Genomic DNA, 24984 nt, shown 5'->3' on the forward strand with positions numbered 1-24984 from the left:
CCCCGTCGAACGGAGTCGTTTACGGGCCGGCGGTCGTAGGAGTCTGCAATGACGGCCTTCGACCCGGAGAAGTTCGAGGACAAGTACGTCCACTACATGGACGAGCTACAGACCGCCTACAGGAACGCCTACCAGCAGCTCCACGGCCGGTACGACTCGACGCTCCTCAAGGCGATCGACCGCCGGGTCCTCGACGGGAGCGAGCCGTTCTACGAAGGTGACGGCGAGTTCCGGGTCGAACTCCCGGCCAACCCGCGCGAACGGGCGGGAGACGTGCCCGTCGACGACGAGACGTTCGACGCCGTTCTCGACGAGTTCGTCGACCGCATCGAGTTCGAGCTACGGCGGATCTTCGGGTTCGAGGACGACTGAGCGTGCGGAGACGGCGAGCGGCTGGAGCCACAGACCGGCGCGGCCGCCGCGACGCTACGGTTCCTCGTCCAGCCCCGGTCGCTGGCGCCGCCGCTGTCGTTCCAGCAGCCGCTTGATCCCCTTGCCGGGGCCGCCCGAGACGGGCCAGCCGTTCGAGCGCCACGCCGGCGGTTCCGGTTCGAACTCGGGGCAAGATCCCGAGCACTCGCCGGCGGTCGGGTGACACTCCTTCGCGGCACAGCGGGGCAGGAAGCCCGCCCCGGCGTCGGTCAGCCGGAAGTGCCGGCAGTCGGGGCGCATCGTGTCGGCGTAGGCGCGCCAGCCGCGGCCGTATGCCCGCTCGGCGAGTTCGAGCCGCTTGTCGGCCTTCCACTCGGGGTCGGCGTACTCGAAGCGGGCGGCCGAGGCGTCGCGGTCGCCACCCGGCGGTCGTTCGAGAATTCTGGTGCCGGGGTCGTCGACGGCCAGCGTCCGGGGGTGCCAGGACACCGCGGCCTCGCCCGCCGCGTCGACCGTGAGGACGCCGGCCTCGACGGGCACGTCCTCGACCAGCGCCGGCTCGACGGTCTCGCCCGTCTCGGTCGTGGCGACCCACACCTCGTCGGCGAGCGCGAGCGCCACGTCGCGTTCGAGTTGCGGCCCGAGTTCGCGGGCGGCGCTGGCGTCGAGGTCCGGCTTGTTCTCGATCGCGACGACTCGCTCGACCCAGTCGGGGTAAGTCCACTTGCGGCGGATCTCGATCCGGCTGTTCGACCGGCGGCGACGCTCGACCAGCCCCCGGTCGGCCGCCTCGTGGACCGCCTCCCGGACGTACCGCCACGGATACCCGGGATCCGGCAGGGCGTCGCGGTACCAGGCCCACTCCGCGGGGGCGTTACGCACGACGTGCAACAGATCCGAGTCGAGTTCGTCGAGCCCGAAGTTCGCCCGCCGGGCCAGCCCCTCCGGGTCGCACTCGACGACGACGGTGTCCCAGCGGCGCCGTTTCGTTCCGATCTGCCGGGCGACGATCGTCGGTCGGCCGTCGCCGTCCCCGGCCCCGGTTGCGCTCCCGGCGGGCGGCCACTCCCGCTCGGCCCACTGACAGACCGCCAGCTCGAAGACGAACTCGGACTGGCCGGTCACACCGTCGTCGGCCCCACTCACAGTTGCCACAGACGGATCGGGCGTATAAATGCCCCGCGAACGGATGCAGCGCTATCGGGCGCCGACGAGATCGTGTCTCCCCAAAGTAATTTATACGCTGTCATTCTGTAACGGCCTGTATGTCGACACAGATCGTAGACAGGTCCGAATTCGAGAAGGGGTCGCTCGGCAAGCAAGTGGCACTGGCGGTCGTCACGCTGGGGCTGTACATGGTCTACTGGATGTACAGCACGGCCAGACAGCTAGACCGGGGGACGGACGCGAGCCTCTCGCCGATCCTCGCGATCGTCCCCTTCTACGGCCAGTGGAAGGTCGCCGACGCGGCCGAGGCGGTGACAGACCAGAGCGGCGTCCTGCTGTTCGTCCTGTTCCTGTTTCTCGGTCCGGCGGCCTGGTACCTGATCCAGACGGGTATCAACGACGCCGCGGCGGGCGCCTGACCGGTCGCGGCGAGCCGCTCGATACCGGGACGACGCCCCGGCGACCGAGCGGGCGGTGGCACGCGGGAGCGCGACGCCGTGGGTCGGCCGACGCGGCGTCCGCTGGCGGGGCGGACCGGCCGCCGCTCGGTGCGACGGCCCACCGGGCCGCGACCGGACGGAGTGGCCCGGTCGCTACTCCTCGTCGTCCTCGTCCTCGTCGAGTTTCTCGTCGAGGAACTCGTGGGCCTCCTCTAAGATCTCGCGGGGGCCGTCCTGGGTGACGGTGTTGATGGCCTGTTCGTAGTCGCGCCACTGCAGGTCGCGGTGCTCGTGGGACAGCTCCGCCGACGCCTCGAACGACCGGGCGATGAACAGGTGTACGGTCTTGTGGATGGTGTTGCCGTTGGCTTCGAACACGTAGTCGTAGTCCTCTCGGAAGCCGTCCAAGAGCCGGAAGTCGCCGATCCCGGCCTCCTCTTTCACTTCGCGGATGGCGGTCTGCTGGAGCTCCTCGTCGCCCTCGACGCCCCCTTTCGGGAACTCCCAGTCGCCCGGGCGACTCTTCAGGAGGAGGTACTCCCGCCGGCCACGCGTGTCGCGAAAGAGGATGGCTCCCGCGCTCGTGGCCTCTATCATTGCCAGTAGGTACTCTATCACTCCTTAAGTGAATATCGGAGCATCGCCGCGGTGACCACTCGCCGACTCGACACGACGCGGCGGCAAGCGCATGGCTTATCCCGGTCCCTGGCGACCGGACGGACATGCCCTTCGTCACGAAGCTCACGTTCACGAGCGGGGACCGCCGGCTCCTCGACGACGTCGTCGACGGGGTCAAGGCCGCCGCCGAGCGCAAGGGCGTGGAGCTGAAAGGGCCCCATCCCCAGCCGCCGACCGACCACCGCGTCCCGCAGTCCAAGCGGCTGGCCGCCGACGGCGGCGAGTTCGAGCCCTGGCAGTACACCGCCTACACCCGGACCGTCGAGATCCACGGCCACGACGAGTTCGCCCGCTCGGTCGCCGGCGACGACTACCCCGACCGCATCCACGTCGAAGCCGAGATCGAACAGGTCCGATGAGTTCGAGACGTTCGGATCGATTCTGCGAGAGCCGCGATTACAGTGACTCTCACTGCCGCGGGCGTCACCATCGACCGTACTGGCGTCACAAATAGCGTGAAAGCCCCGGCCGTCTGCACTCCCGCGGCTCGCTGCGCGCTTCCCTCGCTCCGCTCGGTCCAGTGCCTGCGTCGCCGGGGTTCGTGCAGACGACCGCCCGTTCATTCCCACCCGCACAGACCGTCGAGCCGGCCGAAACGGGTCGGGACTTCCACGCTGTTCGCGGCGGCGGACTGAGTCGGGCCGGTACTGATCTCGGTTTTCACGCCCGATCGCCGAAACCCACACCTTCCCTGGGCGCCCACGGTCCCCCATGAGTCAGCCGAGCCGCGAGCGCCTGGTCGAGTTACGCAGGGAGTTCCACCGCAAACCCGAACCAGCCTGGCGGGAGTTCTGGACGACAGCTCGGGTCGTCGAAGAACTCGAATCGATGGACGTGGACGACATCCTCGTCGGCCCCGAGGTCCTCGCGGAGGGCGAGCGCATCGCCGTCCCGGACGACGAGGAGCTGGAACGGTGGTACCGGCAGGCGGAGGAGGCGGGCGCGAACCCCGAGACGCTCGAAAAACTGCGCGGCGGGTACACGGGCGCCGCGGCGACGCTCGAACGCGGGGACGGCCCGACGGTCGCCCTGCGGGTCGACATCGACGGGCTCCCGCGGGAGGAGTCGACCGACGACGAGCACCGTCCCGCCCGCGAGGGCTTCCGCTCGGAGCACGAGGGCACGATGCACGCCTGCGGGCACGACGCCCACGCGACCATCGGGCTCGGCGTGCTGGAGGCGGTCGCTGACAGCGACTTCGAGGGGACGCTGAAGGTCCTCTTCCAGCCCGCCGAAGAGACCATCGGCGGCGGGAAGCCGATGGCCGAGAGCGGCCTGCTGGACGATGTCGACTACCTGCTCGCCGTCCACATCGGGCTCGACCACCCGACCGGCGAGGTGGTCGCGGGCGTCGGGGGGTTCCTGGCGGTCCACCAGTTCCGCGCCGACTTCTCGGGGGAGTCGGCCCACGCCGGCGCGCGGCCCGGGTCGGGGCGCAACGCCGTCCAGGCGATGGCCGCCGCGGTGCAAAATCTCTACGCGATCCCCCGCCACGGGGACGGCGCCACGCGGGTCAACGCCGGGAAGGTCGGCGGCGGGACCGCGACGAACGTGGTCCCCGAGCAGGCTCACGTCGAGGGCGAGGTCCGCGGCGAGACGACGGAGCTCATGGAGTACATGCGCGAGCGGGCCCGCTCGGTGCTCGACGGCGCGGCGACGATGCACGGCTGCGAGGTCGACGTGACCCCGGAGGGGGAGGCACCGGGCGCCGAGAGCGACCCCGTCGTCGTCGACGTGGTCGAGACGATCGCGGGGCGGACCGGCGGCGTCGACTCGGTGGTCCGGAACGACGACCTCGGCGGGAGCGAGGACGCGACCGTCCTGATGAACCGCGTCCAGGAGCGGGGCGGCCGGGCCGCGTACGTCGGTGTCGGCACCGACCACCCCGGCGGCCACCACACCGCCACCTTCGACGTGGACGAGGACTCGCTGGCCGTCGGCGTCGACGTGCTGTCCGAGACGGTCCGGGCGCTGGCGCGCGACCGTCCCTGAGCGGCCGCCGGCTCCCCGAGCGGGTCCCGGTCCGTCGTTTCGACGTGGACCGGCAGCGACCCGGTCAGGCCGCGGGCCCGCGCCAGCGGTAGAGGACGGTCCCGTCGCCGCCCGGATCGACCCACGAGACGGTCACCTCCGTCCGCGAGAGGTCGAGCCGGCTCGCGGCCGGCGGGCAGACCGTCCCGACGGTGACCTGCGCCTGCGAACCGGCGGCGACGGTCGACCCGGAGACGCCCAGCTCCGCCAGGTCGTAGCGGTCGGTGACCGACCCGACGCCGCGACAGCCCGCACTGGCGACGTGGATCGCCACGTTCTCCCGCGCCAGCACGTCGCCGCCGGTGAACTCGACGGCGAGCTCGTGGCCGCCGCTGTCGACGGCGAACTCCCCCTCGATCGCGACGGTCGGCGTCCCCGACAGCTCCCCTTCGAACCCCATGAAGAACGTCGCCGCCGTCGCCGCCAGCAACACGGTGATCGCGACCATCAGGATGACCCCGATGACCGGCGAAACAGCTCTCGACGAGTCGATCCCTGTCATGGTTTCCTTCCCCACGCGCGCCTGAACGCTGCCCGGACGCCCCTTCGGGACGACGCCCCAGCCGCCCCGTCTCCGTCCGGGCCGTTCCCCACCGCGCGTTACTGATCAGTATATTGACGACTGCACATAAATATTCGTCATCATCGTTCGAGTAATCACCGCGTACGCCCCGACTCCGAACGTGTTGTGGACCGACGGCTGCGGTCGACAGCGGGCGGCGACGCGCGGTGGGACTCCGGCGGCGTAGGCGGTCAGTACTTCGGATCGGCGCCGGTGGTCTCGTAGACGTCGTCGAGGATCTCGTCGCGGCGGATCTGCCAGTCTGCGAAGCCCTCGCGGCTGTCGGGGTAGTCCTCGTAGTGGTCGAGCACGCGCTCGGCCAGCTGTTTCGTCTCGTAGAGGTCGTAGATGGTGCCCCAGTGGCCGACCGACTTGACCGCGGTCTTGAGCTTGAGCCAGAGGCCGATGTCGGTCTCGCCGGCGTAGAGCCCCTCGGCGATCTTCTCGGCGGGCAGCGCCGCCAGCATCCCCATCAGGTCGTCGATGTCGTAGGCCGTCACGAAGATGTTGTACACGTCCAGCGTGGCGAAGCGGGCGCCGAAGTGGTCCATCACCCGCTTGTTGTACTCCCAGAGGCGGTCCTCCCCCACGTCGCCGTCCTCGATGGCCGCGACCGCCTGCTCGCCGGCGTACTGCCCGGAGTAGGCGGCGCCGCCGATGCCGCCGCCGGTCGTCGGGTTCACGAGGCCCGCCGCGTCGCCGGCCGCGAGAAAGCCCGGCGCGACCGCCGAGTCGTAGGGCCGCCGCGTCGGCAAGGCGGCGCCGAGCTTGTCCTCGACGGTCGCGCCCTGGAACTCCTCGCGGTTCCTGAGATCGCGCTTGAGGTCCTCGACGAGGTGCATCGGCTCCTCGTTCATCTGGAAGCCCAGCCCGGCGTTGATCTCGGTGTCGGTCCGCGGGAAGTACCACAGGTAGCCCGCCGCCCGCTCGGTCGGCTTGAAGACGAGGGCGTCGTCCCACTCGACGGGCTCGTCGACCGTCACGATCTCCCGGTAGGCCGAGCAGAACTGGCTGTAGCTGACGTTCGTGTCGAAGGTCGTCCCGTCGAAGTCGACGTTGTCCTGGAGGATCGACAGCGCGCCCGCGCCGTCGATGACCATCTCCGCCTCGTAGTCGACGGGGTCACCCTTCCGCATCGCGCGGACGCCGGTGACCGTCCCGTCGTCGGCCTGACGCACGTCCTTGACGAGCGTGTCGAAGTGGATCTCGGCGCCGGCGTCGCGGGCCCCCTCGATGACGGCCTTGCCGTACTCCCAGCGGTCGATGACGGCGAGTTCCCCGGGGACGGGGATCTCCAGGACGGTGTCCTCCTGGGGGATCTCGAAGCGGCCGTGGTCGACGCCGGTGTTGGTCATCGCGGGTTCGATCTGCGACTTCGGGATCGCGTCGGGGAAGGAACTCGCGCCCTTGAGGGCGTCGCCGCAGGCGATGTGGCCCCCCTCCTCCTCGGGCTTGCGCTCCAGGAGCGCGACGTCGTAGCCCTCGCGGGCGACGGTCGCCGCGGCGTAACAGCCGGCGGTCCCCGCCCCGACGACGACGACATCGTACTCGCGTGTAGTCATGGTCCATCTTTCGCGGGGCGGGGGAGAAAACTCTTTACCAACCGTCTCTCTGCCACCCGGGTTTCCTCGGTCGCTGCGCTCCCTGCGGGGAGCCGGGTGGCGAAGACGTGCGTGGAAACACCGTCAGAGCAAGCTCCGGAGAGGGTCGTGACCCTCTGGGGGGCTGTTCGGGGCGATCGCGGTGCCGTGCTTTCCCGGTGTCCGCGCGAACGGCGTTCGCGCGGGCTCGGGAGAGATTGCTCTCCCGGTGGACTGGACGGGCGAGGCGCACTTGCTGTCTCCCGCGGTCGCTCTCGTTCGACTTCTCTCCCGGACAGACCCACCAGAGACAACTGCTCCACTCGCGGATCGAACCGGTCGTCAGAACACGCTGTCGGCGGTGGCGGCGCCGACGACGCTGAAGATGGCGCCGACGCTGACGGCGCGGACCGTGATCCCGGCGCGCTCGGTCGTCGTGAGGTCGGGGTCGGTGAGGAACGTGGTCGGCGCGGTCAGCGTGAGCGCGAGGACGGCGACCGAGCCGAAGGAGACGGCCATCAGGGAGACGAACCGGACGGGGACCCCGGCTACCTCGGCCTCGCGGTCGGGGTCGCGGTCGTCGTCGGCCTCGTAGAGGGCGCCGTAACCGATGGCGAAGACGATGGCCACCGTGACGGCGGTGTGGAACCAGCTCATCTGCTTCGCGAGCGTCCACACCTCCTCGGTGACGACGAACGGCCCCGCGAGCAGGAACCCGCCGACGACCTGCTGGGCGGTGTCCGCGAGCCTGTACCGCGGGTCCCGTGCCATGCACCGGGGTATTCCGGGCACCGGGAAAACGCTGGCGGACGCGGCGGTCGGCGGCGCCGACCGCGCTCGTCGGTCGATATCTCCCCACAGTTCGACCCGTCACCCGTCGCTCGACCCGTCACCCGTCGAGCGGGCGTCGCCGGCGACCGAACTCACCAGCCACGCGGCCGCGAACGACCCGACGAACAGCGGGGGGAAGTACAGTACCTGCGTGATCGGGTCCGGCGGCGAGACGACCGCTCCGACGACGAACCCGGCGACGACCGCCATCGCGTACGTGCCGGCGAGTCGCTCGCGCCGGGTGGGCGGCGAGTCGCGCGGCCCCGAATCGCCGCGGCCGAAGCGCACGTACCAGTAGTGGACGACCCCGACGGCCAGCTGCATGTAGAGGAAGATGTCGAGCGTCGACGACCCCTTGGCTCGCGCCTCGCTGCGCGCCCAGTAGGCGAGGACGAACGGCTGGGCGAGGAGGACGAGCGCAGTCAGGCCGACCGCGACCGCCACCAGCGGCCGCTCGGCGAGCATCGGAGGGAGCTGCACGGCCGCCCGTACCCCGCCGTCGGACATAGGTCTTGTCTCCCGTTCGACACCAGCGCGTCCCCGCGGCCGGCCCGGCGGTCGCCGACACAGAACCGTTTTCCTCGCGGGCGCCCACCCGTCTCCCATGAGCGTCAGCGAGGAGTTCGACGAGTGGGCCCGCGACGGCCGCGACGAGGGCATGGAGGAACGCCACTGGCACACGGCCAAACACGCCCTGACGCGGATGCCCGTCGAGGACGGCGACACCGTGCTGGACCTGGGCAGCGGGAGCGGCTACGCCGGTCGGGCGCTGCGGGAGACCAAGGACGCGGCGCGCACCTACGGGATCGACGCCTCGCCCGAGATGGCCCGCAACGCCCGCGCGTACACCGACGACCGCCGCTCGGGGTTCCTCAACGGCGACTTCGAGCACTTGCCGTTCGCGGACGACAGCATCGACCACTGCTGGTCGATGGAGGCGTTCTTCTACGCCCGCGACCCCGACGCCGTACTGGCGGAACTGCGGCGGGTTCTCCGCCCGGGCGGCACGTTCTACTGCGCGGTCAACTACTGGGAGGAGAGCGTCCACACGCACAGGTGGGACGACCTGGTGGACGTGCCGATGGTCCGCTGGACGGAGGCCGAGTACCGCGACCACTTCCGCGAGGCGGGGCTGCACGTCGCCGCACAGGACCGCATCCCCGACACCGAGACGGAGATCCCCCCGGCCGAGGCGTTCCCGACCGAGGACTTCGAGCGGCGGGAGGCGATGGTCGAGCGCTACCGCGAGCACGGCACCCTGCTGACCGTCGGCGTGGTGCCGTAGCGGCCCGCCTCGCCCGGTCGGGCGGACGCTGCGTGGCACCCCCGCCGCGCGGCGTCACCCCGACGGTGCCAAACGTTTTGTAGGTCTCGCGTCCACGGGGCTGTATGGCGCTGACACGGCGACAGCAGGTGCTCGGCGGGCTGTTCGTCGGGACGGCGGCGCTGACGCTGGCGATCCTCTCGCGGGTGCTCGGGACGGTCTTCTTCGCCATCACCGTCGCGTACGTGCTCTATCCCGTCCGCCGCGAACTCGTCACACGGGGCGTCCACCGGCGCATCGCCGCCGCGGCGGCGACGGCGGTCGGCTTTCTGTTCGTCCTGGCGGTCCTCACGCCCATCGTCTACGCGCTCTACAACCGCCAGCAGCTGCTGCTGGGGTTCCTGCGGGAGATCCCGAGCGAACTCACCGTCCCCGTCTTCGGGATGGAGTTCGTGATCGACGTCAGCGACGTGTTCGCGCAGGCGCGGGACGTCGTGAGCGACATCGCGATCGACTTCGCGAGCACGACCCCGGTCCTGGCGCTCAAGGGGTTCCTGTTCGCCTTCCTGGTCTACGGACTGTTGCTCCGACCGGGGAGCGTCCGCCGGGCGTCGCTGCGGCTGGTCCCCGGCGAGTACCACGACGTGATACTGTCGCTGCACCGCTGCGTCCGGGACACGCTGTACGCGCTGTACGTGCTCCAGGCCGCGACGGCGCTGGGCACGTTCGTCGTCGCCTACGCCGTCTTCACGATCCTTGGCTACGACGCGGTGTTCTCGCTCGCGCTCTTCTCCGGGCTCCTGCAGTTCATCCCCGTCATCGGCCCGAGCCTGCTGATCGTCGCGCTCGCCCTGACGGAGGTGCTGGCCGGCGAGATCACCGCCGCACTGCTGGTGGCGAGCACGGGGCTGGTCCTGATCGGGTTCCTGCCGGACGCGCTCATCCGCCCGCGGCTGGCCTCGCTGACGACCGGGATGCCCGCCAGCCTCTACTTCGTCGGGTTCACCGGCGGCACCCTCAGCCTGGGCGTCGTCGGCGTCATCGCCGGCCCGCTGGTCGTCGCGCTGCTCGTCGAGGTGGTCGAACTCATCACCGACGAGCGCACGAGCGTCCAGCAGACCTTCGACGGGGCCGCGCTCGACCCCGACGCCGACCCGGACGACGACCGGTCCGGGCGACTGACCGGTTCCCTGGCCGACGGTGACTCCGCGGCGGACGCCGCGGACGAGCCCGCGACCGACGGCGCCGCGGGCGAGGACTCGCCCGGCGACGGCGCCGTCGGCGACGACCCGAGGGCCGACGGCGCCGACGACTGACCGGGGCGGGGACTACCGACGGTGCGTGGGCCCTACGCGCCGGTCTCCAGTTCGCGCCCGGCGGCCTCCCACTCGGTGAGGCTCCCCTCGTAGAACGCCAGGTCGGGGTAGCCCAGGTGACGGAGGACGGTGTAGGTGTGGCTGATCCGCCGGGCGGTGTTGCAGTACAGCAGGACCCGCCTGTCGGGGCCGATCCCCCGCTCGTCGAGGATCGACTCGATCTCCCCGCGGGGCCTGAGCCCGCGCGTCTCGTCGTCGACGAGTTCGCGCCAGTCCAGCCGGACCGCGCCGGGGATGTGGCCCTCCTCGAACTCCCAGTCCTCGCGGGTGTCGACGACGACGGTGTCGGGGTCGTCGGTGGCCGCCGCGACCTCGTCGATGTCCACGAGCGGCGTCTCCGCGGGCGGGTCGACGGCGTACTCGGAGCGTTCGAAGTCCGCGGCCTCGCTCGTCGTCTCGTGGGCGAGCCGCCAGGCGGAGAAGTCGCCGTCGAGCAGGTGGAGCCGCTCGGGGTCGTGGCCGTACAGCTCGGCGGTCACGAGGAACCGGGCGGCGAAGACGCCGTGGGTGTCGTCGTAGGCGACGACCCGGTCGCCCTTCTCGATCCCCGCCTCGGACATGAGTTCGGCGAAGGCGTCGGCGCCGGGGAGCATCCCCTGGTCGCCGCCCGAACTGTCCCCGGCGGCGTCGCCGTCGGCGGCGTGGTCGTCCGCGCGGAACGAGTCGAACGGGATGTTGACCGCCCCGGGGACGTGGCCGATGCCGTCGAACTCCCAGGCGTCGCGCACGTCGACGATCCGGACCTCGTCGAGTCGGTCGGCCACCCAGTCGGCCGGGACGACGATCTCGCTCATGTCCCCGGGTCGGGAGAGCGGACGCTTGAAGATGTCCTTCCGACCCGGTCGGAGGTAGTGGCAATTTTGACCGGGACGACGGCGGCCGTCCCACGACATAAAGGCGGGGCCGGCCCGCGGGCTCGTGCGGCGGTCGCACCCGTCCCCCGGTCCGGACCGGCCGGCGAGAGCGCGAGACAGAGGCCGTGAGAACTATAGACACGGCAACTTCAGGCAACAATTTCCGCTATAGTCGTCAAGGGGCGGGACATGCCGAAGGTCCTAGCTGTATATAGTCGGTAGACCAATGGTTCGATGACCATGAGCGAATACGCGAAAGACGTACTCGTCTCGGCGGACTGGGTCGAAGACCATCTGGAGGAGTTCCAGAGCGACGACGACGACTATCGGCTGGTCGAGGTCGACGTGGACACGGAGCTGTACGACGAGAGCCACGCGCCGGGCGCGGTCGGCTGGAACTGGGAGACGGACCTCCAGGATCAGGTCGAGCGCGACATCCTCGACAAGGAGGACTTCGAGGCGCTGCTCGGTTCGGCGGGCATCAGCGAGGACACGACGGTCGTCCTCTACGGTGACAACGCCAACTGGTTCGCGGCCTACACCTACTGGCAGTTCAAGTACTACGGCCACGACGACGTGAAGCTGCTCGACGGCGGCCGCGACTACTGGGTCGAGAACGACTACCCGCTCACCGACGAGGAGCCCGACTTCTCGGAGGTCGAGTACAACGCCTCCGGCCCGCGCGAGTCCATCCGCGCCTACCGCGACGACGTGGAGAACGCCGTCGAGAAGGGCCTGCCGCTGGTCGACGTGCGCTCGCCCGAGGAGTTCTCCGGCGAGGTCCTCGCGCCGCCGGGACTCCAGGAGACCGCCCAGCGCGGCGGCCACATCCCGGGCGCCGAGAACATCTCGTGGGCCGCCGTCACGAACGACGACGGCACCTTCAAGGACGCCGAGGAGATCGAGGAGCTCTACGCCGAGGAAGGCATCGACGGCGACGAGACGACCGTCGCCTACTGCCGCATCGGCGAGCGTTCCTCCGTCGCGTGGTTCGCCCTGCACGAGCTGCTGGGCTACGACGACGCCATCAACTACGACGGCTCCTGGACGGAGTGGGGCAACCTCGTGGGCGCCCCCATCGAGAAGGGCGAGTAAGGTCGCTCACGCGAACTCGATTTTTTCGACGCCGCGACCGATAGCGGCGGGACCGACGGCTGCCCGTCCGAGCGAACGTTTAACTGCGTTCCCACCGCAGTGGGATACATGGGGACGAGCGAGGACCGACGCGTCGACGAGAAGGGGCGAGTCACGATCCCGCAGTCCATCAGGGAGGCGTTGCAGATCGACCCGGGGGAGGAGGTCGCCGTGGAGCTGGAGGGCGACCGGATCGTCATCCGCAGTCGGATCTCGCGGGAGCGGTTGGTCGAGCGACTGGAGGGATGCGTCAACGGGGAAACGAGAGCCGAGGACGCCGACCGGATCGACCCCGAAGATCTGAAAGCCGAGTGGACGAGCGACCTGCCGAACTGATGTACTGTCTCGACGCGAACGTCTGGATCTACTTCCTCGACGCCGACCTCGACGAACACGAGGCCGTCCGCGACGACGTGGCCGAGGTACTCCGCTCTCGGCCGCTGTTCACGACGACGGTCCTCCAGATGGAGGTCGTCCACTACTTGACGAACCAACTGGCCGACAGCGAGCGCCACGTCGAACGGGTGTTATCGATCGAGGACTCGACCGTCGCGGAGCTACGACCCGCCGACGTGAAGCGGGGGGCGGAGCTGCTCGCCGAGTACGACCAGTCCGGGATCGGCGGCCGGGACGCGCCGGTACTGGCCGCGATGGAGCGACACGGCGTCGAGCGACTCTGGACACACGACGAGGCGCTCGAGCGGATGGACGACCGCCTCGACTGGCTGACGGTCACGGACCCCGTCGAGTAGCGACCACCGGGGTCTCGGCTCACGGCGGTCCCAAGCGTTTTCAGCCCGCCCGACGAACCGCCGGCCATGGAACTGTCGGCCTTCCGGGAGCCGCTGTCCCGCGAGGAGACCGCGGGACTGCTCGCCGTCGCTGCCGTCGTCGCCGTCCTGCTCGGTCCCGACGCTATCACGCTGGCCGAGGGGTCATCGGTCCTGCTGACGGCCGTCTCCGCGCTCGCGATGGGGACGCTCGCGTTCGTCGTCGGCGCCGTCGCGCTCGTCGCGACACGGGAACTGCGCGGCGACGGGGAGTGAGCGGCGGACGAGGCGACGGGTCCGTCCGCGGGACGGATCACTCCGCCTCGTCCTCGGCGTCGAACTCGACGTCCTGGCGCTCGCCTGCCAGGGCGACGTGCCCGTAGTTCAACAGCCCGACGAACACGCTCCCGCCGACGACGTTCCCGAGCGTCGTCCAGAGCAGGAAGTGACCGAACTGGCCGGGCGCGACCCCCTGGCCGAGCGCCATCGCCGAGAGGAGCTCCGTCGTCCCCAGGATGCTGTGGTGGAACGGTCCGAACCCGATGACGGCCGTTCCGATGATCACGAAGAGTATCCGCCCGACCGTGTCGCGACTCGCCGCGGAGAGCCAGGTCACGAGCCCCATCAGCCAGCCGGCGACGACGCCGCTCAGGAAGATCACCCGGCCGGGGAACGGGAGCAACGCCGACGCCAGCGTCCCGAACGCGGCGGGCTCGACGATCCCCATCTGCGGCCCCAGCACGGCGACGAGTGCGGCGAACAGGCCGCACCCGAGGAGGTTCGAGACGTACGTCACCCCCCACACGCGACCGAGCCCCCGTACCGACGCTCGCCCGTCGATGACCGGCAGGATCGCCATCGTCGAGTGAGCGGTGAACAGCTCGGTCTGCCCGACAACGACGAACAGGAAGGCGACAGAGGAGACCAAGCCCAGCGTCGCCTGCTGGACGAGTCTCGATCCGAACCCCCCGGAGTACGTCAGTACCATCGCCATCAGCAACGCGCCGAAACTCAGGTTGAGCCCGGCGGAGAGCCCCGAGAGGAAGACCCCCTTCGGCGGCCGGTGGATCTCCTTGAGCGCGTTCTCCATCTCCCGCTCCAGGATGTTCCGATAGGAGAGCGACGCGCCGGACGGTTCGGACTCGGAGGTAGAACTCATCCCGGGCGGGTGTTTCCCGAGGTGCCGTGTTGGGTGTTACGACGGTCGGCCCCGCAGTGGGCTCGCGAAACACCACGTTCTTGGACGCCGACGTGAACGGACAGACGTGAACCGCCACGCCGTGCTGACGGGCGTCCACGCCGGGATCCTCCTCGGGGTGACGGGCGTCGTCGCGTGGTTGACGGGGACGCCGTTCGTCTTCCCCAGCCTCGGCCCGACGGCGTACGTCCTCGTCAGCCAGCGGCCGCTCGCCCCGGAGCGGCTCCGCCGGATCGTCGCCGGCCACGGTATCGGCGTCGTCGCCGGGCTCCTCGCGTACCACCTCCTCGCGAGCGGCGTCGTCGTCACGGCCGACCTCGCGCCCAGGTCGCCCGCGCTCGCGGCGGTCGTCGCCAGCGGCGTCCTCGCGCTGGTCCTGACGAGCACCGGCATGCTCGCGTTCGACGCCGTCCATCCGCCCGCCTGTGCGACCACGCTCATCGTCGCGCTCGGGCTCCTCCCGACCGTCCGCGAGGGGTTTCTCATCGTCGCCGCCGTCCTCGTCCTCGTCGCCGGGCACGTCGTCGCCCTCCGACTCGTCCTGCCCGCTGCCGGGCGGTTCCGGCGTTCGGAGGCGTGACACCGCGAGAGCAAGATTGACAAAGGCGCGCTGACAGGTTCCCGCATGGACGAGACCCTCCGCGAGCGGCTCGACGGCGACGAGGCGCTCGCCGACGCCGCGACCGCAGTCCTCAACCGCGCGGAATCGGGCGACGGCACCGTCTCCTGGGCGGACGTGAGCGACGCGGTCCCCGCCGAGCAGTGGGGCCGGCTGCTCGAATCCGAACTGCTGGTCGCGACCGACGCCGGGTTCGTCGTCGACGACCCCGACGCCGTCCGGACGGCCCTCGAAGCGTCCGACGCCACCGGCGACTCCGACGCCAGGCCCGCCGACGGCGACGGCCCCGTCGACGACGCCGACTCCGGCGGCTGGTCGGCCGCCGACAAACTCGCCGGGGTCGCCGCCATCGGGCTGATGGCCAGCTACCAGGTGCCGGTGGCCCGGGATACGGTCGGCAGCACCGCCCACCTCCTGCTCGGGCCGGTCGAGGCCGTCCTGCCCTTCGGCGCGACGGTCGCGCTGCTGGCGGTCGCGACGACGGTCGTCTCGACGACGCTGCGGCGCCGGTTGCTCGACGAGAACCCCCAGGAAGTCGCGAAAGAGCGGCTGGAGACGGTCAGGGAGCGACTCGACGCGGCCCGCGAGCGCGGCGACGACGAGGCCGTCGAACGGCTGCAGTCGCGCCAGCAGGAACTCATGCTGGAGCAAGTCGGTGCGATGAAGCAGATGGTTCGACCGATGGTCTACGCGATGCTGGTCACGATCCCCGTGTTCCTGTGGATCTCGTGGCTGACCGTCAACCCCGCCGCCGCGGTCACGCCGGCCGCGCAGGTATTACCGATCGCCGGTCGGGTCGTCTGGACGGCCAAGCTGGTCGGCCCGCTGCAGGTCTGGACGGTCTGGTACATCGCCTGCTCGGTCGTCTCGGGGCTGGCGAGCAAGCGCGTCGCGAAGAGGGTCGGCCCCGCGGTCTCGAAGTACCGGTCGGCGGTTTAGTCCGACCCGTCGCCGCGGCGTTTTCTGCGGACGTAGGTTCCGAGCAACGTCAGCCCGGCGACCCCGCCGCCCAACGCGTAGGGGTCGCCCGACTGGACCGTCCCGAACCGCTCCGCGTCGCCGCTGCCCTCGTCGGCGGTCGGTTCGACCCGCACCGTGATCTCGCGGCTCTCGAACCCGGTCAGCAGCGTCGAGAGAGCGAGCGTCGTCCCGTCGCAGGGCTCGAGGTCGTCGTGGAACTCCCGGGCGATCTCGCCGCTCCGCCGGGCGACGACCGACCCGTCGGCTTCGAGCGTCGCCACGTAGCCGGGTTCGGACCCGGAGTTGGACACCTCGGCGGTCACGGTCACGCTCGTGCCGACCCCGAGGTTGGTGGTCGCCATCGACGGACAGCGGATACTGAAATCGGGGGGTTCCTCGCGGTAGTCGTCGATGGCCACGCGCCGGGTGTCGACGACGGTGCCGTCAGTCCCCCTGAACCGCAGGGTCGCGCGGTCGAGCGATTCCGGGAGGTCCTCCCAGCCGTAGGCGAGATACGGCGTCGTCCCCTCCCCGGCGGCGACGTAGCCGCCGGCCGAGGCCAGGTACTCGCCGTCGACCACCAGGTCCACGGTCCCGACGACCGGACAGCCGTCGGCGGTCACCCCTCCGTCGACGCTCAACTCCTCGCCGTCCATCCCGCGTTCGTAGCTCACGCCCGCCGTGGAGACCTCGTAGGGGCCGCAGTCGCTCCCGGAGCGGTCGAGGCGATAGACGCCGAACCCGTCGAGGAAGTAGACGGCCGACGGCGTCGGGAGCGGGGTCGCCCTGAGCGGGTGGCCGAACCCCCAGCGCCGCCGCAGGTCGCCGCTCGCCGCGTCCAGCGCCACCGCGGTCCGGTCGCCGGCCGCCCAGACGCTCCCCTCGACGACCCGCGGCTGTAGCGTCGGTCCGTTCCGGACGCTGTGAACGTCGTCGCGGGGCGCGCTCGCGAACTCGTGGGTCCACGCCTCGCTCCCGTCGGCCAGCGAGAGCGCCGTCACGGCCGTCCGCTCGCGGTCCTCGGGCCCGAAGACGGCGGCGACGTAGCAGCGCTCGCCGTCGGCCGCGACGGGACCGACCGTCCCCGGTGGCCCGGTCGCGCCGCGCCCGTCGTCCGGGGCGGTCACGACGCCGTTCGGGATCGTCGACCACGCCTCCGACCCGTCCGTCCCGACGGCGTGGACGCCGCCCCACCCGTCGAGCGCCAGGAGGTGGTCGCCCGCGACCGTCGGCCCCCGGAGCCCGAGGTTCGTGAGCGGACTGGCCGTCCACCGGGGGTCGCCCGTCGCGGCGTCGAGCGCCGACAGCGCTCCCTCCTCGGTCGCCGCGTAGACCGTCCCGTCGGCCCCGGTGACGCCCGTCACCGGCGAGTCGAACGGCGCCGTCCACGCGACGCTCCCGTCGCTCGCGGAGAGCGCGGCGACCGACGCGCCCGCCGGGACCAGCACGGTCTCGTCCGTCGCGGCCGGCGGTCCGGCCGGCACGCCGTCGACTCTCGTCGTCCACCCCCGCGGCTCGTCGGGAAGCGTCACGACGGTCGCGAACGTCCGCTCGGCCTCGTCCGCCAGTCCGGTGGTGACGAACCGACCGGCCGCCCGGACCGTTCCCGCGGGCATCCGCGACAGGATACCCATCTCGATCGTGTTGCCGTCCCTGTGCGACCCGTCCGCCGTGTCGAGCCCGACCGCGAAGAACTCCGCGTCCTCGCCCTCGTACTCCGCGGCGCGCCCGGGGACGCCGGCGACTCTCGGGGTGAGAAACAGCCGGCCGTCGCCGACGACGGGCTGGACCTCGCTCGACGGTTCCGCGCTGCCGAACGTCGGCCACCGCGAGCGCCAGTCGACCGCCCAGTCCGGGTCGGTCCGGGCCGCGTCCCCCACGCTGGTGGCGCCCCGGCGGCTCTCGCCGCTGGCGCCGCCCGCCCGACCCAGCCCCGAGAGCGCCCCCAGCGCCGTCGTCGCTCCCACTCCCCCCAGGAACGCGCGTCGATCCATGGCGCCCCATCGCCCAGGCGACAGAAAGTAGTACCGGCCAGCCGACAGGTCGACCGCGGCCACCGGCGGGCCGAACTCGGCTCCGGCTACTCGTGGCCGATGACCGGCTGGGGCTCGTAGGGCTCTTCGAGGTACGCCACGTCCGAGGCCGAGAGGTCGATCTCCAGCGCCTCGACGGCCTGTTCGAGGTGTTCGACGCTCGTCGTGCCGACGATGGGCGCGTCGACGTAGTCGTTCTGGAACTGCCAGGCCAGGGCGATCTGGGCCATCGTCACGCCGTGGTCGGCCGCCAGCTCCTGGACCCGCTCGTTGATCTCCTTGCCGCCGCCGCGTTCGTACTCCGGCGTCGGGTTGTGGAAGTTCTCGGGGTCGCCGCGGTTCGTCCGTTCGAGTTCGTCGAAGGGCCTGGCGAGGAAGCCCTGGCCGAGCGGGCCCCACGGGACGACGCCGATGTCCTCCTTGTCGCAGAGCGGCAGCATGTCGCGCTCCTCCTCGCGGTAGGCGACGTGGTAGTGGTTCTGCATCGTCTCGTAACTGATGAGGTCCTCGCGCTCGCTCGTCCGGAGCTGGTCGACCAGTTGATGGGTCCACATCGAGGAGGTGCCGGCGTGGCGGATCTTCCCGCGGCGGCGGGCGTCCGTCAGCGCCCGGAGCGTCGTCTCCGGGGGGGTGTCGGGGTCGACGCGGTGGGTCTGGTACAGGTCAATCGTGTCGAGGCCGAGGCGGTCGAGCGAGGCGTCGAGTTCCTGCTCGATGGTCTTGCGGGACAGACCGGAGGCGTTGGGCGAATCCTCGCCGACGGGGAACCGGACCTTGGTGGCGACGACGAGCTCGTCGGTGTCGTAGCCGGAGATGGCGTCGCCGAGGATCTCCTCGCTCTCGCCGTCGGAGTAGGCGTTGGCGGTGTCGAAGAAGTTGACGCCCAGGTCGATGGCGCGCTCGATGATCTCCCGGCCGTCGTCCTCGTCCAGCATCCACGGTTCCTCGCTGCCGAAGCTCATGCAGCCGAGACAGACCTGCGAGACCTCCATCCCGGTCGAGCCGAGTGTGGTGTACTCCATGCCTGGCCCTCGGGAGTAACCACGCAAAAGGCTGACCCTCGCGGCCCGGCGTTCCGGGAGCGGCCGCCCGGGCAGGCGATGCGCCGACGGGAGCGGACGGCCGGGTCCCGCTCAGTCGCCCGCGGCGGCGTCGGGGCGGTAGTCGCGGCTGACCACCTTCCAGGTCCCCGAGTGGTAGCGGTAGTAGGTGATGCAGGCGGGGACGGCCATCTCGGCGAGGATGGCGGCGTACAGCGCGGTCTGGCCGATCTCGGGGACGGCGACGCCGAGGTAGGCGACGGGGAGCGCGAACAGATAGAGGCCGGCCAGCTGGGCGTAGAACGGCCAGCGCGTGTCGCCGCTCGCTCTGAGGGGGCCGGTCGAGCCGCCGTAGACGCCGCTGAAGAGGACGCCGAAGCAGGCGACGCGGATGAACGTGACGACGGTCGGGAGGATCGCGGGGTCGTCGACGAACACGCGGCCGATGGGGCGGGCGAAGACGAACACGCCGACGGCGATGACGGCGTAGCAGGCCAGCGAGAAGCGGATGATGTCGTGGGCCCACGCGCCGGCGTCGTCCTCGTCGTCCTGGCCGAGCGCCTGCCCGACGAGGCTGGAGGAGGCCATGCTGAACCCCCAGTTGGGCGTGTCCATCAGCGCGCGGACCCGCATCGCGACGACGTAGGCGGCGACGACGTTCGACCCGAACAGGCCGACGATGAACAGCTTGGGGAACTGGCCGCCGCTGCGGGCGAGGTTGGTCCCGATCAGCGGCGTCGCCATCTCGACGAGGTCGCCGAACAGCGACCGGTCGAGGTGCGGGCCCGAGAGCGGTACCTGCACCGGGAATTCCCCAATGCCGGGGAGGCCGCCGCGGGCGAGCCCGACCGCGAACGCGACCGTGACGACGGCGTTCGAGAGGGCGGTCCCGACGGCGGCGCCGACGACGCCCCAGCCGAGGCCGAAGATGAGCACGGCGTTGACGAGGATGTTCAGGGCGGCGCCGCCCCCGCGGAGGATCATCGGGGTCCAGGCGTCGTCGGCGCCGACGAGCGTGCGGCTGCCGATGAGGTTCAGCGCCGCGAACGGGACGCCGAAGGCGACGACCCGGAGGTAGTCGGCGCCGAAGCCGACGGCCGCCTCGCCGGAGCCGATGAGCGCGATCAGCGGCGCCGAGAGGAACCAGTAGACCGCGACCAGCGGGAGGGTGATCGCGACCGTGAGCAGGGCGCTGACCTTCACCGAGAGGGCGAGTTCCCCGTGGGCGTCGGCGCCGAACCGCTGGGAGACGAGGCCGATGGTCCCGCCGGCGACGCCGCCGCCCAGCGCGAAGGCCAGCCCCCAGAAGGGGCTGGCGTAGCCGACGCCGGCGATGGCGCTCGACCCGAGCGCGATGCCGACCATCGCCACGTCGGCCGTCGAGCGGGACATCCGCGCGAGACCGGTGACGATGCGCGGCCACGCCAGGTCGGTCGCCCGCTCGATCCGCTCGCGGTCGATGATGCCGGCGCGAGCGACGAGCGACCCGACGGCGAGGAGGAGCGCGCGGACGGGGTTGTACCGGGACCAGGACACCACGGGCCGGGTTTCGACTCGACGGTGAAAACGGTTTAGAAACGGGAGCGGCCCGCCGATACCGGCGCGGTCCGGCGACGAGTCGACAGCGTTATCGGCCGCGATACCGACGGGACGGCCAATCCGTGCAGGTACTCGACGCGCTCGGGTCGGTCCCCTCGGTGTTCCTCTCGTCGGTCGCGCCGCCGCTCGCCATCGCTCTCGCGGGATACCTCCTCGGGCGCGTCCGCGAGGTAGACACCGAGCCGCTGAGCACGGTCACCGTCTACGTCCTCCTGCCGGCGCTGGTCTTCGAGACGCTCGTCACCCTCGAAGTCGGCGTCGGCACCGTCACCGCCGCCGTCGGGGCGATGGTCGGGTTCACCGCCGTCATGGGCGCGCTCTCGTGGGCGGTCAGCCGGGCGCGCGGCCGGGAGGGGACCGTCGTCGTCGGCGCCGCGATGGCCGCCGCCTTCCCCAACACCGGCAACTTCGGCATCCCCGTCGCCACGTTCGCGTTCGGCGCCGCCGGCCGGTCGACGGCCGTCCTCTTCGTCCTCGTCCAGAACCTGCTCCTGTACACCGTCGGCGTCTACCTCCTCTCGCGGGGCGGGGAGGGGAGCGACCGGGCCGCGCTCGGCCGCGTCGCCCGCCAGCCCGTGGTCTACGCGCTCCTGGCGGCGGGCGCGGCGGTCGCGCTCGGCGTCGTCCCGCCCGCGGACGGCACGGCGATGGACACCCTCCGGCTGGTCGGCGACGCCTCGATCCCCGTGTTCCTCGTCGTGCTCGGCCTGCAGGTCGAGTCCATGGACCTGGCCGCCACCGTCCGGGAGACGCTGCCGACCGTCGGGCTGAAACTGCTCGTCGCACCCCTCGTCGCCGTCGCGGTCGCGCTGCTCGCCGACATCGGTGACCCCGCGGTGACCGCCGCGTTCGTCGTCCTCGCGGCCGGCCCCTCGGCGGTCATCCCGCTCGTCCTCTCCATCGAGTTCGGGGACGAGGCGAGCGAGGACGGGGCCGCGGCCGGGCCGACGGAGGGCGCGCCGGCAACCGTCACGACCGCCGACTACGTGGGGACGGTCGTCTTCCTCACGATCCTCGGGAGCCTCCCCGTGGTCACCGGACTGGTGCTGCTCGCCGAGCTGGGCGTGCTGGGCTGACCAGCGACTGCGATCGGTTACACGTCGACGGCGTCGCCCACTGCGGGGGCCGCCGCCGTGAAGCCGTCCTCGCGGAGTTCGGCGGCGAAGGCCTCGCAGCGGTCGCCGTGGTTGACCAGCACCTCTGCGTCGCGGTAGTCGGCGAGGAAGGCGAGCAGCCCCTCGCGGTCGGCGTGGGCGGAGAAGTCGTACTGCTCGACCCCCGCGGCGACGGGCATCCGCCGCCCGTCGATCTCGGCGCTCCCGGTCTCCAGCAGCTCGCGACCGGGCGTCCCCTCGACCTGGTAGCCCGTCATCGCGACCTTGTTCGTCGGCGACCCGCGGATCGCGGGGACGTAGGTCATCGCCGGGCCCCCCGAGAGCATCCCGCTGGTGGTGACGATGACGGTGTTGTCGTCGGCGATGCGCCGGCGCTGCCCGTCGCGGCCGTCGACGAAGCGAGCGTTGGATTTGGCCCGCCGGAGCGCGTCGGCGTCGCGGACGAACCCGGGATACTGCCGCAGCATCTCCGTCACGCGCTTGCCCATCCCGTCGACGTAGCAGTCGATGTCGTGAGCCTCGCATATCAGGAGGACTTCCTGGGTACGCCCGATGGCGAACGCGGGGACGACGACGGTCCCGCCCTGCCAGACCGTGGTGCGGAGGCTCTCGGCGAACCGCTCCTCGACGGCCCCGCGGTCCTCGTGGGTCACGTCGGAGTACGTCGACTCGCAGACCACGGCGTCCGCGTCGGGACGGGCCGTCGTCCCCGAAACGAGTCGCTGATCCCCCGTGTGGAAGTCGGAGGTGTACAGCAGTCGCGTCTCGCCGTCGTCGACGAGGACGTGGGCGCTGCCGGGGATGTGACCGGCGTCGTAGAACGTCACCTCGTAGCCGGCGGCCTCGAAGGGCTCCCGGTAGCCGTGGGTCTCGGAGACCTGGGTGACCCGCCGGAGTTCAGTCTCGGTGAACGGGCAGTCGTAGGTCCCGCCGTGCAGCTTCAGCGTGTCGCGGGCGAGCGTCAGCGCGAGTTCCCGCGTCGGCGGCGTCCAGTGGATCGGCGGCCGGCGGTCGCCCGAACACAGCGACGGGACGGCGCCGACGTGGTCGAGGTGGCCGTGGCTGACCACGACCGCCTCCGGATCGACCGAGTCGACCGGGAACCGCGGCGGGTTGCCGGTCAACAGCCCGTAGTCCAGCAGGAGGCGGTCGTCGACCAGTATCGCGCTGCGGCCGACCTCGCGGGCGCCGCCCAGGAACCGCACGTTCATCGACCTTCCCTACCGCCCTCGACCGCTTGGGTCCGTCGGTTCGGGGCGGGGGCTGGTCACCGTCGGCTCCCCCCACCGCGGCCCGGAACCGCTGCCGCCTGGAAAGCCCTCGAAATCGATACCGGGTTTGAATTCGAGAAGGTTCTACTTCGACCCTTCAGACCGGTTACGACGTTGTTTTCCCGGTGCGGTCGTAGCCCGGATATCAGGTTTGATTCCATAGCGAGAATTCTTTAGGCAGTACGCGTATCAGGTAGGGTATCGTGGTCTCGGAGACTGTTTACGTCGGGCTGGTCGCGCTCTCGACGGCGATCGCGGTGGTCGCCGCGTGGTGGCTGTGGGACGAGGAGATGAGCCTGCAGGGGCGGCTGTTCGTGGGGATCGTCGCCGTCTACGCGGTGGCTGGGGTGCTGGTGGTCGGTGAACTGCTGGCGCCGACGCGACGGTGGATGATCGTGGCGTACAACTTCGAGGCCGCCGTCACGGCCTTCCTCCCGCTGCTGTGGTTCCTGTTCATCCTGGAGTACACGGGCTATCTCCGCCGGGTCCCCAGGGCGGCCGTCTACGCGCTGGTCGGCTGGAACGTCGTGGTCGCGGTCCTGGAGATCACGAACCCGACACACGACCTGGTCTGGAGCGAGTACACGGTTCTCGCGTCGCCGTTCCCCCACGTCCAGGCGGAAGGGACCGCACTCGCGGTCGCGCTCGTGCTCCCGGGGTCGATACTGTACTACGCGGCGATCGCGCTGCTGGGCGCGCACCTGCTCGTCGGGCCCAGCGTCGGGCGCAAGCAGACGGCCGCGCTGCTGGTCGGGTACCTCCCGACGTTCGCCATCTTCACGCTGTGGTTCGGCGGCGCCATCCCGGGGCCGCTGACCGGCGCGCTGGTCATCGGGTCGCCGCTGATACTCGCCGTCGTCGCCTGGGCCGTCTTCAGACACCAGCTGTTCGACCTGGCGCCGCTGGCCCGCGAGTCGGTCCTCGAAGTGCTCGACGACGCCGTCGTGGTCGTCGACCGCGACCGGCGGCTGCTCGACTACAACGCGGCGGCCGCCGAACGGTTCCCGACTGTCCTCGACCACGAGGCCGAGCCCGTCGAGCGAGCCATCCCGGAGCTCTGCCCGGCCGGCGAACGCGAGGGCGACGACGGGGACGGGCCCGGGGAACACGACGACGGGCTCCCCGGCGACGAGGGCGCCGACGGGACGCTCACGGACGCGGCCGCTGAGGGATCCGGTGCCGGAATGACCCCGAGCGAGCCGGCGTCGCGCGGCGAGCCGACGGACGTGCTCGCCTCGACCGGGACGGACGACTCGCCGTTCGTCTCGACGTTCACGCGGTTCGAGGACGGCGAGGTCCGGGAGTACGACGTGACCGTCTCGCCGCTGGAGGTGCGGGGGTCGGTCGCGGGGTATACGCTGGTGTTGCGCGACGTGACCGAGCGGCGCCAGCACGTCCGCGACCTCGAACAGCAGACGACACAGCTCGAGCAGTTCGCGAGCACGCTCAGCCACGACCTGCGCAACCCGCTGAACGTCGCCCACGGCCGGGTCGAACTCGCCCGCGAGCGCCACGACGACGAGCACCTCGACACCGCGAGCGACGCGCTCGAACGGATCGACCAGATCATCGGCGACACGCTCACGCTCGCCCGGGAGGGCCAGACCATCGACGAACTGGACCGGGTCGACCTGGCGACCGTCGCCCGGGACGCCTGGGGCACCGTCGACACCGGCGACGCCGAACTCGACGTGCGTGCGGACGCGGGGGTCCGGATCTACGCGGACGCGACGCGCCTGCAGTCGGTCTTCGAGAACCTGTACCGCAACTGTATCGAGCACGGCGACGCGTCGGTGACGGTCACCGTCGAGCGCACCGACGACGGGTTCGCCGTCGCCGACGACGGCCCCGGCGTCCCGCCGGACGAGCGCGACCGGGTCTTCGAGTACGCCTACACCACCGACGACGACGGGACGGGCCTCGGCCTCGCCATCGTCGAGGCCATCGCCCGCGCCCACGGCTGGTCGGTCGAGATGACCGAGAGCGAAGCGGGCGGCGCGAGGGTCGTCTTCTCGGGCGTCGAGACGGTCGAGACGCCCATCGCCGGCGACGGCGGCCGCGTGGTCGCGGTCGGGTCCACCGACGACTGA

The 24984-nt window shown here is 71.0% G+C and carries 26 protein-coding genes; 14 read left to right on the forward strand and 12 right to left on the reverse strand.

Annotated features, from left to right (window positions below):
* Positions 1–48: 48 nt before the first annotated feature.
* Positions 49–372, forward strand: a complete 324-nt coding sequence (locus E3328_RS01385) for a DUF5783 family protein (RefSeq protein ID WP_135362844.1) — start codon at positions 49–51, stop codon at positions 370–372.
* A gap of 54 nt (positions 373–426) precedes the next feature.
* On the opposite strand, the gene E3328_RS01390 is transcribed toward E3328_RS01385, so the two are convergent.
* Positions 427–1518: a DUF5787 family protein gene (locus E3328_RS01390; protein ID WP_246022848.1), complete on the reverse strand. Its 1092-nt coding sequence runs from the start codon at positions 1516–1518 to the stop codon at positions 427–429.
* A 119-nt stretch (positions 1519–1637) separates the two neighbouring features.
* Here E3328_RS01390 and E3328_RS01395 point away from each other — a divergent pair, with 119 nt between their 5' ends.
* Complete coding sequence (locus tag E3328_RS01395) at positions 1638–1958, forward strand: DUF4234 domain-containing protein (protein WP_246022850.1); 321 nt, start codon at positions 1638–1640, stop codon at positions 1956–1958.
* A 174-nt stretch (positions 1959–2132) separates the two neighbouring features.
* On the opposite strand, the gene E3328_RS01400 is transcribed toward E3328_RS01395, so the two are convergent.
* Positions 2133–2576, reverse strand: coding sequence for a bis(5'-nucleosyl)-tetraphosphatase (locus E3328_RS01400; protein WP_135362845.1), 444 nt, complete (start codon positions 2574–2576; stop codon positions 2133–2135).
* A 125-nt stretch (positions 2577–2701) separates the two neighbouring features.
* Between E3328_RS01400 and E3328_RS01405 the strand changes: the two genes are divergently transcribed.
* On the forward strand, positions 2702–3016 hold the full coding sequence (locus E3328_RS01405; RefSeq protein ID WP_135362846.1) for an uS10/mL48 family ribosomal protein: 315 nt from the start codon (positions 2702–2704) through the stop codon (positions 3014–3016).
* 352 nt (positions 3017–3368) lie between these two features.
* Positions 3369–4649, forward strand: a complete 1281-nt coding sequence (locus tag E3328_RS01410) for an amidohydrolase (protein ID WP_135362847.1) — start codon at positions 3369–3371, stop codon at positions 4647–4649.
* A 64-nt stretch (positions 4650–4713) separates the two neighbouring features.
* Here E3328_RS01410 and E3328_RS22440 read toward each other — a convergent pair whose 3' ends face one another.
* The 4 genes from E3328_RS22440 to E3328_RS01430 all read right to left on the reverse strand — a co-directional run bounded on the left by E3328_RS22440 (position 4714) and on the right by E3328_RS01430 (position 8141).
* Complete coding sequence (locus tag E3328_RS22440) at positions 4714–5190, reverse strand: type IV pilin domain-containing protein (RefSeq protein ID WP_246022852.1); 477 nt, start codon at positions 5188–5190, stop codon at positions 4714–4716.
* A 251-nt stretch (positions 5191–5441) separates the two neighbouring features.
* Positions 5442–6812, reverse strand: a complete 1371-nt coding sequence (locus E3328_RS01420) for a geranylgeranyl reductase family protein (RefSeq protein WP_135362848.1) — start codon at positions 6810–6812, stop codon at positions 5442–5444.
* Positions 6813–7172: 360 nt separating this feature from the next.
* Entirely contained in the window at positions 7173–7601 is a 429-nt protein-coding gene (locus E3328_RS01425) for a DUF2391 family protein (RefSeq protein ID WP_135362849.1), read from the reverse strand.
* 99 nt (positions 7602–7700) lie between these two features.
* Positions 7701–8141: a hypothetical protein gene (locus E3328_RS01430; RefSeq protein WP_246022853.1), complete on the reverse strand. Its 441-nt coding sequence runs from the start codon at positions 8139–8141 to the stop codon at positions 7701–7703.
* A 124-nt stretch (positions 8142–8265) separates the two neighbouring features.
* Between E3328_RS01430 and E3328_RS01435 the strand changes: the two genes are divergently transcribed.
* Together E3328_RS01435 and E3328_RS01440 are read left to right on the forward strand one after the other, a co-directional pair.
* Entirely contained in the window at positions 8266–8946 is a 681-nt protein-coding gene (locus tag E3328_RS01435) for a class I SAM-dependent methyltransferase (RefSeq protein ID WP_135362850.1), read from the forward strand.
* A gap of 104 nt (positions 8947–9050) precedes the next feature.
* Positions 9051–10241, forward strand: coding sequence for an AI-2E family transporter (locus tag E3328_RS01440; RefSeq protein ID WP_135362851.1), 1191 nt, complete (start codon positions 9051–9053; stop codon positions 10239–10241).
* Between the two features lie 32 nt (positions 10242–10273).
* On the opposite strand, the gene E3328_RS01445 is transcribed toward E3328_RS01440, so the two are convergent.
* On the reverse strand, positions 10274–11095 hold the full coding sequence (locus E3328_RS01445; protein WP_135362852.1) for a sulfurtransferase: 822 nt from the start codon (positions 11093–11095) through the stop codon (positions 10274–10276).
* A 300-nt stretch (positions 11096–11395) separates the two neighbouring features.
* Between E3328_RS01445 and E3328_RS01450 the strand changes: the two genes are divergently transcribed.
* The 4 genes from E3328_RS01450 to E3328_RS01465 all read left to right on the forward strand — a co-directional run bounded on the left by E3328_RS01450 (position 11396) and on the right by E3328_RS01465 (position 13335).
* Complete coding sequence (locus tag E3328_RS01450) at positions 11396–12250, forward strand: sulfurtransferase (protein WP_135362853.1); 855 nt, start codon at positions 11396–11398, stop codon at positions 12248–12250.
* A 108-nt stretch (positions 12251–12358) separates the two neighbouring features.
* On the forward strand, positions 12359–12625 hold the full coding sequence (locus E3328_RS01455; protein WP_135362854.1) for an AbrB/MazE/SpoVT family DNA-binding domain-containing protein: 267 nt from the start codon (positions 12359–12361) through the stop codon (positions 12623–12625).
* Entirely contained in the window at positions 12625–13041 is a 417-nt protein-coding gene (locus E3328_RS01460) for a type II toxin-antitoxin system VapC family toxin (RefSeq protein WP_167837264.1), read from the forward strand. The genes E3328_RS01455 and E3328_RS01460 overlap by 1 nt, the downstream gene beginning before the upstream one ends.
* A 66-nt stretch (positions 13042–13107) precedes the next feature.
* Complete coding sequence (locus E3328_RS01465) at positions 13108–13335, forward strand: hypothetical protein (protein WP_135362856.1); 228 nt, start codon at positions 13108–13110, stop codon at positions 13333–13335.
* A gap of 37 nt (positions 13336–13372) precedes the next feature.
* On the opposite strand, the gene E3328_RS01470 is transcribed toward E3328_RS01465, so the two are convergent.
* A complete protein-coding gene (locus E3328_RS01470) occupies positions 13373–14218 on the reverse strand; it encodes a formate/nitrite transporter family protein (RefSeq protein ID WP_135362857.1) in 846 nt (281 codons plus the stop codon).
* Positions 14219–14324: 106 nt separating this feature from the next.
* On the opposite strand from E3328_RS01470, the gene E3328_RS01475 reads away from it, so the two are divergent.
* Both E3328_RS01475 and E3328_RS01480 read left to right on the forward strand, forming a co-directional pair.
* Entirely contained in the window at positions 14325–14837 is a 513-nt protein-coding gene (locus tag E3328_RS01475; protein WP_135362858.1) for an HPP family protein, read from the forward strand.
* 45 nt (positions 14838–14882) lie between these two features.
* Positions 14883–15815 (forward strand): DUF106 domain-containing protein, encoded by a 933-nt coding sequence (locus E3328_RS01480; protein ID WP_135362859.1) that lies wholly within the window; start codon positions 14883–14885, stop codon positions 15813–15815.
* Here E3328_RS01480 and E3328_RS01485 read toward each other — a convergent pair.
* The 3 genes from E3328_RS01485 to E3328_RS01495 all read right to left on the reverse strand — a co-directional run bounded on the left by E3328_RS01485 (position 15812) and on the right by E3328_RS01495 (position 20445).
* A complete protein-coding gene (locus E3328_RS01485) occupies positions 15812–17830 on the reverse strand; it encodes a PQQ-binding-like beta-propeller repeat protein (protein ID WP_135362860.1) in 2019 nt (672 codons plus the stop codon). The genes E3328_RS01480 and E3328_RS01485 overlap by 4 nt on opposite strands.
* An 86-nt stretch (positions 17831–17916) precedes the next feature.
* Positions 17917–18891, reverse strand: coding sequence for an aldo/keto reductase (locus E3328_RS01490; protein WP_135362861.1), 975 nt, complete (start codon positions 18889–18891; stop codon positions 17917–17919).
* Between the two features lie 111 nt (positions 18892–19002).
* On the reverse strand, positions 19003–20445 hold the full coding sequence (locus E3328_RS01495; protein ID WP_135364642.1) for an MATE family efflux transporter: 1443 nt from the start codon (positions 20443–20445) through the stop codon (positions 19003–19005).
* Between the two features lie 125 nt (positions 20446–20570).
* Between E3328_RS01495 and E3328_RS01500 the strand changes: the two genes are divergently transcribed.
* Positions 20571–21584 carry an AEC family transporter gene (locus E3328_RS01500; RefSeq protein ID WP_135362862.1) on the forward strand — a complete coding sequence of 338 codons (1014 nt, stop codon included), beginning with the start codon at positions 20571–20573 and terminating at the stop codon, positions 21582–21584.
* 17 nt (positions 21585–21601) lie between these two features.
* On the opposite strand, the gene E3328_RS01505 is transcribed toward E3328_RS01500, so the two are convergent.
* Positions 21602–22834 carry an MBL fold metallo-hydrolase gene (locus E3328_RS01505; protein WP_135362863.1) on the reverse strand — a complete coding sequence of 411 codons (1233 nt, stop codon included), beginning with the start codon at positions 22832–22834 and terminating at the stop codon, positions 21602–21604.
* Between the two features lie 263 nt (positions 22835–23097).
* On the opposite strand from E3328_RS01505, the gene E3328_RS01510 reads away from it, so the two are divergent.
* On the forward strand, positions 23098–24984 hold the full coding sequence (locus tag E3328_RS01510; protein ID WP_135362864.1) for a sensor histidine kinase: 1887 nt from the start codon (positions 23098–23100) through the stop codon (positions 24982–24984).

The organism is Halosimplex halophilum, assembly GCF_004698125.1.
Lineage (GTDB): Archaea > Halobacteriota > Halobacteria > Halobacteriales > Haloarculaceae > Halosimplex > Halosimplex halophilum.

Excerpts from the sequence above, each read along its gene's own strand:
- E3328_RS01420 (WP_135362848.1), bottom strand. The coding sequence starts at position 6,812 with ATGACTACACGCGAGTACGATGTCGTCGTCGTCGGGGCGGGGACCGCC.
- E3328_RS01450 (WP_135362853.1), top strand. The coding sequence starts at position 11,396 with ATGAGCGAATACGCGAAAGACGTACTCGTCTCGGCGGACTGGGTCGAA.
- E3328_RS01410 (WP_135362847.1), top strand. The coding sequence starts at position 3,369 with ATGAGTCAGCCGAGCCGCGAGCGCCTGGTCGAGTTACGCAGGGAGTTC.
- E3328_RS01425 (WP_135362849.1), bottom strand. The coding sequence starts at position 7,601 with ATGGCACGGGACCCGCGGTACAGGCTCGCGGACACCGCCCAGCAGGTC.
- E3328_RS01485 (WP_135362860.1), bottom strand. The coding sequence starts at position 17,830 with ATGGATCGACGCGCGTTCCTGGGGGGAGTGGGAGCGACGACGGCGCTG.
- E3328_RS01460 (WP_167837264.1), top strand. The coding sequence starts at position 12,625 with ATGTACTGTCTCGACGCGAACGTCTGGATCTACTTCCTCGACGCCGAC.
- E3328_RS01505 (WP_135362863.1), bottom strand. The coding sequence starts at position 22,834 with ATGAACGTGCGGTTCCTGGGCGGCGCCCGCGAGGTCGGCCGCAGCGCG.
- E3328_RS01470 (WP_135362857.1), bottom strand. The coding sequence starts at position 14,218 with ATGAGTTCTACCTCCGAGTCCGAACCGTCCGGCGCGTCGCTCTCCTAT.
- E3328_RS22440 (WP_246022852.1), bottom strand. The coding sequence starts at position 5,190 with ATGACAGGGATCGACTCGTCGAGAGCTGTTTCGCCGGTCATCGGGGTC.
- E3328_RS01480 (WP_135362859.1), top strand. The coding sequence starts at position 14,883 with ATGGACGAGACCCTCCGCGAGCGGCTCGACGGCGACGAGGCGCTCGCC.
- E3328_RS01465 (WP_135362856.1), top strand. The coding sequence starts at position 13,108 with ATGGAACTGTCGGCCTTCCGGGAGCCGCTGTCCCGCGAGGAGACCGCG.
- E3328_RS01490 (WP_135362861.1), bottom strand. The coding sequence starts at position 18,891 with ATGGAGTACACCACACTCGGCTCGACCGGGATGGAGGTCTCGCAGGTC.
- E3328_RS01385 (WP_135362844.1), top strand. The coding sequence starts at position 49 with ATGACGGCCTTCGACCCGGAGAAGTTCGAGGACAAGTACGTCCACTAC.
- E3328_RS01395 (WP_246022850.1), top strand. The coding sequence starts at position 1,638 with ATGTCGACACAGATCGTAGACAGGTCCGAATTCGAGAAGGGGTCGCTC.
- E3328_RS01440 (WP_135362851.1), top strand. The coding sequence starts at position 9,051 with ATGGCGCTGACACGGCGACAGCAGGTGCTCGGCGGGCTGTTCGTCGGG.
- E3328_RS01445 (WP_135362852.1), bottom strand. The coding sequence starts at position 11,095 with ATGAGCGAGATCGTCGTCCCGGCCGACTGGGTGGCCGACCGACTCGAC.
- E3328_RS01405 (WP_135362846.1), top strand. The coding sequence starts at position 2,702 with ATGCCCTTCGTCACGAAGCTCACGTTCACGAGCGGGGACCGCCGGCTC.
- E3328_RS01400 (WP_135362845.1), bottom strand. The coding sequence starts at position 2,576 with ATGATAGAGGCCACGAGCGCGGGAGCCATCCTCTTTCGCGACACGCGT.
- E3328_RS01435 (WP_135362850.1), top strand. The coding sequence starts at position 8,266 with ATGAGCGTCAGCGAGGAGTTCGACGAGTGGGCCCGCGACGGCCGCGAC.
- E3328_RS01455 (WP_135362854.1), top strand. The coding sequence starts at position 12,359 with ATGGGGACGAGCGAGGACCGACGCGTCGACGAGAAGGGGCGAGTCACG.